12 protein-coding genes are annotated in these 13,465 nt (G+C 52.7%); 9 read left to right on the top strand and 3 right to left on the bottom strand.

What is annotated here, in order from left to right; genetic code table 11:
- Window positions 1-4: 4 nt before the first annotated feature.
- The gene (locus BN8_RS06900; RefSeq protein WP_009281100.1) at window positions 5-1,222 is read right to left on the bottom strand and encodes an ABC transporter permease; all 1,218 of its coding nucleotides are present in this window, start codon (window positions 1,220-1,222) and stop codon (window positions 5-7) included.
- A 73-nt stretch (window positions 1,223-1,295) separates the two neighbouring features.
- On the bottom strand, window positions 1,296-1,676 hold the full coding sequence (gene rbfA / locus BN8_RS06895) for a 30S ribosome-binding factor RbfA (RefSeq protein ID WP_009281099.1): 381 nt from the start codon (window positions 1,674-1,676) through the stop codon (window positions 1,296-1,298).
- Between the two features lie 256 nt (window positions 1,677-1,932).
- Between rbfA and BN8_RS06890 the strand changes: the two genes are divergently transcribed.
- From BN8_RS06890 to BN8_RS06880, 3 genes are all read left to right on the top strand, one after another.
- A complete protein-coding gene (locus BN8_RS06890; protein WP_009281098.1) occupies window positions 1,933-3,348 on the top strand; it encodes a hypothetical protein in 1,416 nt (471 codons plus the stop codon).
- A gap of 97 nt (window positions 3,349-3,445) precedes the next feature.
- Complete coding sequence (locus BN8_RS06885) at window positions 3,446-4,234, top strand: queuosine precursor transporter (RefSeq protein WP_009281097.1); 789 nt, start codon at window positions 3,446-3,448, stop codon at window positions 4,232-4,234.
- A 135-nt stretch (window positions 4,235-4,369) separates the two neighbouring features.
- Complete coding sequence (locus tag BN8_RS06880; protein ID WP_040005508.1) at window positions 4,370-4,753, top strand: endonuclease domain-containing protein; 384 nt, start codon at window positions 4,370-4,372, stop codon at window positions 4,751-4,753.
- Window positions 4,754-4,889: 136 nt separating this feature from the next.
- Here the strand turns inward: BN8_RS06880 and BN8_RS06875 are convergent, their stop codons facing one another.
- Entirely contained in the window at window positions 4,890-5,675 is a 786-nt protein-coding gene (locus tag BN8_RS06875) for a TrmH family RNA methyltransferase (RefSeq protein WP_040005507.1), read from the bottom strand.
- Between BN8_RS06875 and tamL the strand changes: the two genes are divergently transcribed.
- The 6 genes from tamL (at window position 5,674) to secG (ending at window position 13,456) form a co-directional block, all read left to right on the top strand.
- A complete protein-coding gene (tamL, locus tag BN8_RS06870) occupies window positions 5,674-8,316 on the top strand; it encodes a translocation and assembly module lipoprotein TamL (protein ID WP_009281095.1) in 2,643 nt (880 codons plus the stop codon). The two genes, BN8_RS06875 and tamL, sit on opposite strands and share 2 nt — an antisense overlap.
- 230 nt (window positions 8,317-8,546) lie before the next feature.
- Window positions 8,547-9,974, top strand: coding sequence for a tRNA (N6-isopentenyl adenosine(37)-C2)-methylthiotransferase MiaB (miaB, locus tag BN8_RS06865; protein WP_009281094.1), 1,428 nt, complete (start codon window positions 8,547-8,549; stop codon window positions 9,972-9,974).
- A 71-nt stretch (window positions 9,975-10,045) separates the two neighbouring features.
- A complete protein-coding gene (locus tag BN8_RS06860; RefSeq protein WP_009281093.1) occupies window positions 10,046-11,407 on the top strand; it encodes a sigma-54 interaction domain-containing protein in 1,362 nt (453 codons plus the stop codon).
- Window positions 11,397-11,999 carry an LPS assembly lipoprotein LptE gene (gene lptE, locus BN8_RS06855; RefSeq protein ID WP_083882485.1) on the top strand — a complete coding sequence of 201 codons (603 nt, stop codon included), beginning with the start codon at window positions 11,397-11,399 and terminating at the stop codon, window positions 11,997-11,999. Before BN8_RS06860 ends, lptE begins: the two co-directional genes overlap by 11 nt.
- A gap of 126 nt (window positions 12,000-12,125) precedes the next feature.
- Window positions 12,126-13,001, top strand: a complete 876-nt coding sequence (locus tag BN8_RS06850; RefSeq protein ID WP_009281091.1) for a DUF8458 domain-containing protein — start codon at window positions 12,126-12,128, stop codon at window positions 12,999-13,001.
- 56 nt (window positions 13,002-13,057) lie between these two features.
- Entirely contained in the window at window positions 13,058-13,456 is a 399-nt protein-coding gene (gene secG / locus BN8_RS06845; protein WP_009281090.1) for a preprotein translocase subunit SecG, read from the top strand.
- The last annotated feature ends 9 nt before the right edge of the window (window positions 13,457-13,465 follow it).

Raw genomic sequence — 13,465 nt, 5'->3', positions numbered from 1 at the left:
GGCGTTAGATTAAACTGGTACGGGCGGCTCGTTGCGCCGGAAACCAGGAAGTCAGGATGGTGGCCAGCACGACAATAGCCCCCGTTATCAGCAGGTCACCGAGTTGCAGACGCACCGGATACGCATCAATGACTGAACTGACTGTGCCCATCTGGATAAAGCCGTACTGTTCCTGCAACAAGCAGATCACAATCCCGAGGACTAGCCCAACCAACGCCCCGGTGAGGGCAATAATCGCCCCTTCAATTAAAAAGATTCGGCGGACCAGTCCTGACGTAGCGCCCATTGCGTAGAGAATTTGGATGTCGTCCCGCTTTTCGATCACCAGCATCGACAGCGAGAAGAAGATATTGATGGAAGCCACCAGAATGATCAGCGCCAGCGTAACGCCCGTGAACAGTTTCTCGACCCGAATGGCCCGGTAGAGGTCGACGTTGAGGTCATCGCGGCTTTGTACGCGTAATTGTTCACCCACAACTGTCTGTAACGCCTGTTTGGCCGTCTCTTCGTCCGTACCAGGCAGCAGTTGAATCTCTAGTCCCGTCACCTGATTGGGGGCGTAACCGAGCAGTTCACGCACCACCGTCAACGGAGCCAGTACGAAGTTGTCGTAACGCTGTTCGATGAAGAATACCCCGGAAACGTTCAGTGCCTGGCGGTTAAACGCGTCGGCGTTGAGGATATTGAACGTAGTCTGATTCTTTTGGGGATACCATAATTCGAGGGGGGTCAGGATATCGACGGGCGAGATGCTCAGATCATTCCGAACGCCCTCCGCCACGATGGCGTAGTTGATGCCTTCGTCCTGTAATAGCAGTTTGCCTTCAACGAGCGCCGTATCCAGTTGCCGGCGTTGCAGGTAATTTTCGTCCACGCCCTTGAGCTGCACTACGGTCTGGCCGTCGTCGTAGCGGGCCAGGGCGTTGTCCTGCACCACCTGCGTGAGCAATCCCACCCCCGGGGTTTGCCGGAGCCGATTCAGCAGGGTCGGCGACGCCGTGAAGCGCTTACCCTCGCGGGGTGAAATGGTCATGTCGGCTTCGAACGTTTTGAAGATCGTTCGGTTTAGCTCTTCCATGCCGTTGAAAACCGACAGCACCACCACCAGCGCCATCGTGCCGACCCCCACACCGAGCATCGACAAAATGGACAACCAACTGATGAAACTGCGCTTCTTCTTCGAGAAAAAATACCGGCGGGCAATCCAGGCGGGGAGATTCATTGTGCTTAAAGAGTGAAAGAGCGAATGAGTGAAACAAGCTCCGCTACCATTTGCTCATTCACTCATTCGCTCTTTATTCATCATCTTCCTCCTCCTCCGGGGCGGGTGGAATGTCCAGTCCGGCGAAGAGTTTATCCATTTTTTCGGCGTATTCGGCCGTATCGTCGATGTAAAAACTCAAATCGGGCACAATCCGGAGCTGGTGACGCACCCGCTCACCCAGAAGCTGCCGGATGGTCCGGCTTTTTTCCCGGATGCTGTCCAGCAGCATCTCTTTGTTTTTGGTGGCCAGGAAACTCAGGTACACCCGAGCCACGCTCAGATCAGGCGAAACACGCACATTGGTGACCGTAATGAAGGCCCCGTTGAATAGATGCGGTACGTCGCGCTGAAATATCTCGCTCAAATCCTTCTGGAGTTGGCGTGCTACTTTTTGTTGTCGTTTCGATTCCATACTACTATAACCTGGGTACTTAGGTGAACAGTTGTTGCGTCGAATAGTTTGCTGCTGTTCGGTCCGTCCGTTTGCTCTCCGTAAGTATCGCCAAAAACAATTGACGACCGAATTCCCATTCTGCAAATATCCGCAGGTTTTTTCGTTCTGCCGAAAAGGAGCTTAAATTCGCAGATTAGTCGATACGTTTGTCCTGGTAGCGATTTGCTGCCGATTTGCGCCATCGGCCGAACAACTGACTGACCTTCAGAACAACTTGCTACGTTTTTTTCGAACTTACGTTCCTTATCAATACCTCAGCCTGCTGGCCCTGCTGATGCTGATCCGGCTACCGTTTGTGCTGCATCCGCTACCCTTGCTGATTCCCGAACTCAACTGGCTGCTGATTGGTGAGCAGATGAGCCAGGGCGACCTGCTGTACCGCGACATCTGGGATAGCGTCAGTCCGTTGTCGGCACTGGTTTATTGGGGGCTGGACACCCTGTTCGGCCGATCGCAACTCGCCTACCATGCAGCCGCTACCGCCGTTTCCATTTTTCAGATCGCCTACTTCAATTACGTTACCAACAACCGCGATGTGTATCCCGACCGGTATTTCTGGCCGGGATTGATCTACATGCTGTTCCTGCACCTGTCGTTCGATTGCCTCACGCTGTCGCCGGTACTGCTGTCGACCAGTTTTTTGCTGCTGGCATTCGGAACGCTTATCAAGCAGATGGATCGCCGGGGCGCCACCGACGAGGTTTTTGAGGTTGGTTTCTACATCGGGCTGGCAGCGTTGTTCTACCTTCCCTCGGCGCTGTTTATTCTGTGGGCGGCCCTATCGCTGTTGTTGTACACCGGCGCTACGTTCCGGCAGCATTCGCTGTCGCTGTTTGGATTCCTGTTCCCCATTGCCGTTACGGTGCTTTTTTACTACCTGAACGACAGCCTAGACGATTTTAACCGAAACTTGCTGGCGTCGGTATTTCGGGTGCGGCAGTATTCGCTGACCGATTTTCAGGCGTTGTTCACATCCCTGCTGATTCCGCTGGGGCTGGGCGTACTGGGTTTTCTGAGCCTGTTCAATACGGTCCGCAGCTTCGTTAACTTTCAGCAGCGGGTGCAGCAGATCATGATGCTCTACTTCCTGACGGCCGTGCTGACGATCGTGCTCATGCCGTTTCTGGCGCCCATGATGTTTCTGAGCTTTGTGATCCCGATGGCGTATTTCACGGTGTATTACTTCGAGAACGCCCGTAAATTCTGGCTTGCCGAACTCAGTTTCACGGGGGCATTCGGGCTCATGATGCTGGTTTTCTATCAGGGTGCCTTACAGTTGATTCCGGGCATAGAACTCGGGCGGCTCAGCAGCTTACGGGTGCAGCCCTCGCCCCTGCCCGCCGACATCCGGAACCGGCAGGTACTGATCATCGGCGAAGACCTGAGCGCTTACCGGCAAAACCGACTGGCCACCCCGTACCTGAGCTGGGATCTGGCCAAATATGACCTTAAAAATCTGGACAACTACGAGGCTGTCATCAACGTATTTGACCATTTTCGGAAAGATCCCCCGGACTACATTGTCGATCACGAAAACGTAGTGGAAAAGCTGTTTCAGCGGGCACCGGCCCTGGCGGCCCAATACGAACCAACCCCTATTGCGGGCGTGTATCGACGGAAAGGCGTGTAAAATTCAGGGCAGGAAGCTGATAAAATGGGGATATGCTGTAAATTTCCGTTCAGACGCCTGTGCGTTCGTCTCCCACGTTCATTCCATCAAATAACCAATGGCTTATACGTTTACCAACAAGCGGACCAATCTGTACATTTTCCTGAGCGCCATCTTTCTGACCAACGCGCTGGTGGCCGAGATCATCGGCGTCAAGATCTTTTCTGTCGAGACCTTACTAGGCGCAAAACCGGCTCAGATTCATCTGTTCGGCGATTTCATACTGGATTTTAACCTCACGGCCGGTGCCGTCATCTGGCCGTTCGTGTTCATCACATCCGACATCATCAACGAATACTTCGGCAAGGCGGGGGTTCGGCGCATTTCGTTTCTGACAGCCGGTTTCGTCGGCTACAGTTTTCTGATTATCTACGCCGTAACGACGCTTCCTCCGGCGCAGTTCTGGCTGGACGTAAACGCGAAAGATTCGGCGGGTTTACCCATCAATATTAACAATGCCTTCGCCATGATTTTCCGGCAGGGGCTCGGCATTATTATTGGGTCGCTCACGGCCTTTCTGATCGGTCAGATTCTGGATGCGTCTGTGTTCCAGTACCTGCGGAAGATCACCGGTAGCCGAAAGATATGGCTGCGGGCAACCGGCTCCACGCTGATTTCGCAGTTGATTGACTCGTTTGTCGTGTTGTTTATCGCCTTCTACGTATTCGGCAACTGGTCATTCACGCAGGTACTGGCCGTCGGCATTATCAACTACATTTATAAGGCCTTCACAGCCGTTATCCTGACGCCGGTGCTCTACGTAGCGCACTATTTCATCGACCGTTACCTCGGCCAGGACCACGCCAAGGACCTGGCGAATGAAGCCGCCATGAGTTCGTTCATGTAATTGAGTACCCCAAACCCCTGAAGACGGACGGCCGCTGCCGGGCTTAGCGCTGCTAATTCCAGGAAGCTGGATGAGCAAAGCTAAGCCCTTTCACTAGGTTTAAGGACAGGTAATTTTCCATGCAAAATCCACCCAATGCCCACCGACATGTTCTACGGAGCTTCGCCTGAAATTTTCAGACGAGCTAAGATGCTGCGTGCAAATTTGACTCCCGCCGAACATCATTTATGGCAATTTCTGCGGTCAAATCAACTTGAGGGTTTTCGATTTAAAGCTCAGCATCCATTTTATACCTTTATTGCTGATTTTTACTGTCATGCCGCCAAACTAATTATTGAACTGGATGGCGCCGTGCATGAATCAACTGAACAAAAGGAGTATGATGACAACAGAACACATGTACTAAATGAGTTTGGCGTCACGGTTTTACGGTTTACGAATGATGACATATTTAATGACATAAAAGGTGTTTTGGCAAGAATCAGCGCCCTTTTACAAACCGTACCCCCAACCCCCTGAAGGAGGCTCAGCGCTGCTGTTTGCCGGATCTTGATTTGGCGGAGCTAAGCCCCCTTCAGGGGGTTGGGGGTAACTAAAAAACCGTGACAATGATGGCGAGCGGACTGGACAAAGCCCGGCAACGGCCGACCGTCCTTCAGGGGGTTGGGGGTAAAGTCATACTTCTCCGCCAGTTGTCGAGAATTACGGCTGTAGCGATACCCACGTTGAGCGATTCCGCGCCCCCAAAGCGCGGAATCGTTATTTTCTGGCTGACGTACTGCCCCACGGCCGCGCTGATGCCATTCGATTCGTTGCCCATAACAAGGTAGCCGGGAAGGGAACGCTTTCCGCCAAATGACAGTCGATGCACATTTTCTCCATCTAAAAAAGCCCCGTAGATTAAACATTCCGATTTGCTGGTTGTCTCAGCCAGGAAACGTCCCACATCGCCGTACCACCAGTTGACGCGCGTAAACGAGCCTTTACTGGCTGAGATTACCTTTGAGTTGTACACGTCGGCGGTGGTATCGGAACACAGGATTTTCCGGACGCCGTACCAGTCGGCGATGCGCAGGATCGTACCGAGGTTGCCAGGGTCGCGGATATCGTCGAGGATTAGGGCCATTTCGCCGGGGTCGGCCAGCAACGGTCGGTTTTCCATCGCACTGACAACGGCCAGTGCTGCGTTATTGCTTTCGAGGGTACCGATACGTTCGAGTTCGGCCGGTGACGCAATTTCGACCGGTATTCGTTGGCGGTCTGTCAGGTGGGCGTTTTCTTTGTAAAATGCTTCCGTAGCAACCAGCAGATTGATCTGAAACGTGGACTGCAAAACTTCCTGTACACTCTTGGCCCCTTCGACCAGAAACGCGCCATGTTGCTGACGGTACTTTTTCTGGTGGAGCGACTGAATGTACTTGATCTGATTTTTAGACAGCATGAAAAAAAAGTATGCTATGCGATATATGATGTATGATCGGCTGACGGGTAGCCATACATCATACCTCATATATCATACATATAGATACGCTATTTGGGTAACCTGCCTGCTTTTAACCCTTGGTATGACAGGTTGTTTAACGTCAAAAGGGGGCCGCAACGAGTACCTGCTTACGTCGCAGACCGTCCGGGGCAACCGTTCCGTACCGCGCGAAGAACTGGAGAGCCTGATCCCGCAGAAGCCCAACCGCCGGGTGCTCGGTTTGCCCATTACGCCTGCCCTGTGGTTCTATCAACTTGGGTCGAGCCGGTTCGATCAGGCAGCCGCCGTGAAAGCCCTCCAGGACAAAACTAATGAATTTGAGCAGCAAAGTCAGCAACTGGCCGGCCAGCCGGCCGCCCTGCGGAAGCTGAACCGACAGTACGAACGTCGGCTGAAACGGCTGCGCCGAAAAGCCGAAGAAGGTAACTGGGTCATGCGCAACCTCGGCGAGCCACCAAGCTACTTTTACGAACGCGACGCCCAGGCTAACGCCGGCAAGATGCAAAAGTACCTGGTCGGAAAAGGATTTTTCAACGCCGAAACCACGTACCGACTCGATACACTACGTGGACGGCAGATTCGGGTCAACTACCTGGTAAACGAGAAGCCGGGGTATTTCCTGCGCAGCGTTACCTACGAAATCCCAGACCCGCGCGTCGATTCGCTCGTCCGGCAATCACTCAAAAATTCGGCACTGCGCGTCAGCGACCGCTTCGACCTTGATAATGTATCGGCCGAGAAAGCGCGACTCGAAAGTCTGCTGCGCGATCAGGGTTATTACGCTTTCAGCCGGGCTTACATCAACTGGGAGGTAGATTCCACCCGTCGGAATCCTGACGATTCACTCCGGCGAAACCTGGACCTGTATATGCAGATTGCCAACCCGCCCGGGCAGTCGGTCCATCCGGTTTACTACGTTGGTGATGTCCAGGTTCAGATCACCCGCGACGAAACCAGTGTTCCCGGCAGCAACGTGCGGCTGGACACCGTTCAACGTAACGGCATTATGTACCTGCTGGGTGGGCGCAACATCTCGTCGCGCCTGCTGGATTCAAAGATTTTTATGCGGCCCGGCCAGCCCTATAGCCAGACCAAGTACCGCGATACCCAACGGCAGCTCTTTCTGCTCAATCAGTTCAAGTTTATTAACCTCAACATTACGGATTCTACCCGCCGGCAGTTGCGGACACTCATTACAGCCGCTCCCGTCGATAAATACGAATATACGTTTGAAGGAGGCATATTTGTTCTTTATCAAGGGCAGGGCTATCCTGGGCCATTCGCCAACCTGACATTCAGAGCCCGTAACCTCTTTGGTGGCCTTGAAACGCTTGAAACATCCGTACGTTATGGTTTTGAAGCACAGACCGGCTTCGCCATTGACTCTACAACCAATCGCTCAAGGGTTTATTTTGCGCAGGAGATAGGCGTAACCAGTTCACTCATATTTCCCCAGATCCTCTTTCCTGGGCGGATGCGGTTTCAGTTTAATCCGTACAATCCGCGCACGCAGGTCAGTCTGGGCTTCACCAATTCGATTCGGCCCGATTACAGGCGGTCAACTCTCCGGTCGACAATGGCTTATAACTGGCAGACGACCCCAGCTAAACAATTCAGCTTCCTGATCGCCGACGTCAACCTGATTAACGCCAACTTCAATACGCAGTTTGGTCCTGCCTTTGAAAAGCAGTTGGATTCGCTGGCCAGTCTGGGCAGCACGATCAAACAAAGTTTCCGTCGGTCAATCAGTTCCAGCATCAGCTTTGCCTACACGTACAACACAAACACACCCGGTCAAAACCGGCGGGCAAACTTTCTGAGGGCTGTGGTTGAGTCAGGCGGTACTACCCTGAATTTTTTCCGGGAGTCGCAGTTACGTCAATTTTTCAACCTGACTGATTCGACCGGTTTACAGTATTTTAAATATCTACGTTTCAACGTCGATTTCCGGCATTACATCCCGCTTCGGCCGCGTACTACCCTTGCATTCCGGTTCAATACCGGTTTGGTATATGGCTACGGTTCTAACCGAACGGCCCCTTACGAGAAGTTATTTTTTGCAGGCGGTAGCAACAGCATTCGGGCCTGGCCTCTTCGCCGTTTAGGTCCGGGCGCCGAATTACCCCAGGCCCGCGACGGTGCACAGCGCGTACCTGTTTTCGACAATCGGGATGGCCGTGATGAGCAATTCGCTTACACTTTTGAAAAGCCCGGCGATATGCTCATCGAAGGGTCGGCGGAATTACGCGGTCATCTGTTTCGCCTGCTCGCCGACATCAACGGCGCTTTCTTCATTGATGCCGGAAACGTCTGGACAATCCGAAACAACAACCGGCGGTTCGGCGAACAATTTCGGTTCAATACCTTCGTCCCACAGATTGCGGTTGGAACCGGCGTTGGCCTCCGCATCGATTTCTCTTTTTTTGTGATCCGGTTCGATGGCGGCATTAAAGTATGGGATCCCGCCCGGCAATACTTTGACGAAAAGAGGGGACGGCTCGTTGATGAACGCTTCATGCTGACCAAATTCTCACTACGTCAGCTAACCAAAGGCCCTAACCCTTTAGTGCTGAACTTCGGTATCGGTTATCCGTTCTAAACAATATGCTGAAAATCTGATTGTTTCTCCCTATTCAAGTTCATTCATACCCAGCCTAACTCTGCCAAATTGGCAGATTTTCGTTAATTTTTCGTAATTTTGGGGCACGATACTAATTATTGATTTGTTTCACGTTCCAACCAGGGGAGCCAGTTGGTTTAACGGCTGATTCACAGTCACTGCACTAACCCGGCATTTTGAACCTGAAACGTGAAACTGTAACGAGAAGCATGGAACGAGTCGCTGAGACACTGACTATACTCCAACCAGAGGATAAAGAAGCCATCGATCTGCCCCGGACGTCGGAAGACGAACTGGCAACGGGAAAGAAACGCCTGTATATCGAAAGCTATGGTTGCCAGATGAATTTTGCCGACAGCGAAATTGTGGCCGCCGTGATGCGCAATGCTGGTTTTGCGACAACCTCATCGGCCGAAGAAGCGGACCTGATTTTTCTGAATACCTGCGCCATCCGTGAGAATGCCGAGCAGAAAGTTCGCAACCGGCTCCAGCACCTCAACGCGCTCAAGCGCCGGAAGCCCGATCTGCTGGTCGGTATGCTCGGCTGCATGGCTGAGCGGCTTAAAACCAAGCTGCTGGAAGAGGAAAAGGTTGTCGACATTGTGGCCGGCCCCGATGCCTACCGCGACATTCCGAAACTGGTCGAGGAAGCCGAATCCGGGCAGAAAGCCGTGAACGTTTTCCTGTCGCGGGAAGAAACCTATGCCGACATCGCGCCGATCCGGCTCAACTCCAATGGCGTAACCGCCTTTGTTTCGATCATGCGTGGCTGCGACAACATGTGCAGCTTCTGCGTGGTGCCGTTCACGCGTGGCCGCGAACGAAGCCGCGATCCGCACAGCATCGTTCGTGAAGCCGAAGCGCTGCTTGCCGATGGTTTTAAAGAAGTTACGTTGCTGGGCCAGAACGTTGACAGCTATAAATGGGCCAGCGAAGACAGCACCGAATCGGTCAATTTCGCGCAGTTGCTGGAGCGGGTGGCCCTGATCAGTCCCGATCTGCGCGTTCGTTTCTCGACCTCGCACCCCAAAGATATTACTGACGAGGTGCTGTACACGATGGCCCGGTACGACAACATCTGCAACTACATCCACCTGCCCGCTCAAAGCGGCAACAGCCGGGTTTTGAAGCTGATGAACCGAACCTACGACCGGCCGTGGTACATCGAAAAAATCAACAGCATCCGCCGGATCCTGGGCGAAGACTGCGGTATTTCAACCGATATGATTTCGGGCTTCTGCACCGAAACCGAAGAAGAACACCAGGAAACGCTGTCGTTGATGGAATACGTCCGGTACGATTATGCCTACATGTTCGCCTATTCGGAGCGGCCCGGTACGTTGGCGGCTAAGAAATACACCGACGATATTCCGGAGGACGTTAAAAAACGTCGCCTGAACGAGATCATCGCCTTGCAGCAGCAGCACTCAGCCGAACGTAACCGTCGGCATGTCGGTAAAGTGCAGCGGGTATTGATTGAAGGAACCTCCAAACGCTCCGACGACTTCCTGTGCGGCCGCAACGACCAGAACAAAATGGTGGTCTTTCCCAAAGGTGATTTGCAGAAAGGTCAGTACGTCAACGTACTGGTGACGGACTGCACAGCCGCCACGCTGCTGGGCGAAGTGGTGGGTTAGTTCGTAGTTTTTGGTTTGTAGTTGCTACTCAAGTCTAGCTACAAACTACGAACTACAAACCTCAAACTATAATGAATCTGCAAGAAATTCAGAGCGTAAAACAACGCTTCGGTATAATTGGTAACGCACCAGCCCTGAACTACGCCATTAATGTAGCTATGCAGGTGTCGGCTACCGACCTGACCGTACTCATTACGGGCGAAAGCGGGAGCGGTAAAGAATCGTTTTCCAAGATCATCCACAGCCTGAGCGCCCGGAAACACGGTCAGTTTATAGCTATTAACTGCGGAGCTATTCCGGAGGGAACCATCGATTCCGAACTGTTCGGCCACGAAAAAGGCTCATTTACCGGGGCCGTTGACCAGCGTAAGGGTTATTTTGAAACCACCAACGGCGGCACCATCTTTCTCGACGAGATTGGTGAGATGCCGATGGGTACGCAGGCCCGGCTGCTTCGGGTGCTCGAAAACGGCGAGTTTATTCGCGTTGGTTCCTCAAAGGTTCAGAAAACCGACGTGCGCGTTGTGGCCGCCACGAACGTTAATTTGCTGGCTGCGGTTGAGAACGGTAAGTTTCGTGAAGACTTATATTACCGACTCAATACGGTCCCCATTTTTGTGCCGCCCCTGCGCGAACGGGGTACCGACATCGAACTGCTGTTCCGTAAGTTCACCACCGACTTCGCCGAACGGTACCGTATAAACCCCATTCAACTGACTGATGCAGCCAAGCAGATACTGCTCAGTTACCCGTTTCCGGGCAATATCCGGCAGTTGAAAAACATCGCCGAACAGATTTCAATCCTTGAATCCAATCAGGATCAGCCGATTGGTTCCGAAACACTGACACGATACCTGCCCCAACCGCAACAGACCACGACTCGTATGCCGATGCTATCGCCCCAGGCAGGTAATGCCACCGGCGATAATTTTTCGGAGCGCGAACTACTGTATAAAGTGCTGTTCGACATGCGCCGGGATATGAATGACCTGAAGCGACTCGTGCGCGATATGCTGGGTAATGAGCAGTACGGTCGGCAGGTATTGAATAACCACAAGGAGTTGTTCGACTCCATTCCCGACGGTGATGGCCGTCCACTGACTGGAACAGCCGACGGTGAGCCACGTTACCTGCCCTCGCTGACCCGAGCCGAACGGGCTGACGGCCCACCCCCTTCCCCTACCGAATCGTATCATCCGCCCGTGCAGATTTTTGATGATGTCGACGGCGATATAAACGACGTAGCCATCGAAGACGTAACGCACGAAACCGAAGATGACGATTCGCTCTCGCTCGAACGGCAGGAAAAAGAAATGATCGTAAAGGCCCTCCGGCGGAATAACAACAAACGCAAATATGCCGCGCAGGCACTCGGCATTTCCGAGCGAACCCTGTACCGGAAAATCAAACAGTATCAGATTGATGAGGAATAGAAACAAGTTTTCTGTTTACGGTTTTCTGTTTTCCGATCATGGCCGGGCAGCAAACTGGTTATCCCACTACAACAGGATAGTAGGAAACTTTACCCTGAAAGCGTTCCTGTTAGTCGCCTTCCTTTGTTTGTCGACCACCAGTTGCCGAATTTATTCGTTTACCGGGTCGACCCTGTCGCCGGATGTTAAAAGCATCACGATCAACAACTTCACGTTGGCCACAGCCGGGGGACCAGCCAACCTGCCGCTTACGTTCAACGAGCGGCTACGGGAGTACTATCAGCGGTACACGAACCTGAAAGTAGTGCCTAACAATGGAGACCTCGTGCTGGAGGGCAGCATTACGGGCTATGATCTGCTGGCCGTAGCGCCCACGGCGCAGGACCAGGCCGGTGTGAACCGGTTGCAGATTACGGTGCTGGTTCGTTTTTATAACAACAAAGACGAAAGCAAAAACTTCGAACAGTCGTTCTCATTCTACCAGGATTTTCCGCAAAACCAGACCCTGAGCCAGAACGAAAGCCGGCTGATTCCGCGAATCCTGGACCAGATTGTCCTCGACATATTCAACAAAACGGCCGCCGACTGGTAATCGGCCAACTCTCGCCACTTGTACCTATTTGTGGTTTATAGCCACGACAAACCGCTTTTTTCTATTGTCGGACATTGTTAATTTCGTACATTCGGCTTTACGAACCGACACAGTCCTCTCAGTTCCATGCAAGTACTTGATAAGGAAACCTTTTCGTACTGGGTCACCCATCCGGATGACCTGACGTCTACCGATTTTGCGCAGATGAAGGAAAGTCTGCAAGCGTTTCCTTACTGTCAGGCGCTTCACACACTGGCGGCCAAGGCAGCTTCCGTGCATCAGAAAGGCCAGACGGCTCATACCATCACCTACGTTCGACAGGCGGCTGCGTATGCGCTTAGCCGAAACGCATTACGTAAATTGATCGACAACGAATTTCAGTGGTCGGATAATTTACTGACGAAGCTGAACGAACTGTCGGCCCGACACGTACCGATTCCGGAGGATTACCAGCAGGAAAGTTACGCCCTGTTCAAGTCGAAAGCCGGGCTGAGCAACGGTTTTCCCAAGATGCCGCTCATTCGTCTGCCCGAACCCGCTTCGCTCGACGTGACCAGTGGTAACCAGTCGTCGCCGGAGTCGGCCGTTACTACACCTACCCCTGACGATCCGACCCTGGTTGAAACCAATCTACAGCACGATCTGGCCCAACAAACTGCCGATCCGACTGTTGAACCCGCTACGTCTTCGGCTGACCCGGAACGGCAGCGGCAGCAGGATCTGATTGATAGTTTTATTCAGAACGAGCCGCAGATTCCGCGCATTCGTAACAAAGTGACTGATACGAACGAACCGCAGGAAGACCTGACCAAACGTAGTCAAACGGTCGCGAAGGGCGTGCTGGTAACCGAAGCGTTTGCCATTATCCTCCAGAAACAGGGTAAGATTGACAAAGCCATTGAAATCTACCAGCAGCTTATCTTGAAAAATCCCCAGAAAAAAGCGTACTTTGCGGCAAAAATCAGTGAACTTACCGGAAGCCAAGTTACATCAAACGAGTAGTTTGCGCTTTTCAATCGAACTGGAAACTAACTAATAGAAAACTGTAAACTTCGTACATGGTAACGGCAATTGTTATTTTGATTTGTATTCTGACTGTCCTGTTGATTTTGATTGTGTTGATTCAAAACTCAAAAGGTGGCGGACTGGCCGGTGAATTCGGCGGGCTGGGCTCCAACCAGTTAATGGGCGTCAAGAAAACAACCGACCTGCTGGAACAGATTACGTGGGGGCTTGGTATCGGTGTAATGGTACTGACGCTCGCGTCGTACATCATGATTGATAAAGGAGGAAATGCCGGTATCAACAGTGTCAACGTTGACCGCGCACAGACGCAGACACTTCCGGGTGCTGCGGCACCGAACACGCAGCCTGCTCCGGGCGCTGCGCCCAGCCAGGCCGCTCCAGGAGCAGCCACTCCCGGCGCTTCAACTTCAGCACTGACTCCCCAGCGATAAGTAAAGGCA

The organism is Fibrisoma limi BUZ 3 (assembly GCF_000296815.2).
Classification (GTDB): Bacteria; Bacteroidota; Bacteroidia; order Cytophagales; family Spirosomataceae; genus Fibrisoma; species Fibrisoma limi.
The sequence above is the reverse complement of the archived record's forward strand: the minus strand, read 5'-3'. Positions and strand labels throughout refer to the sequence as shown.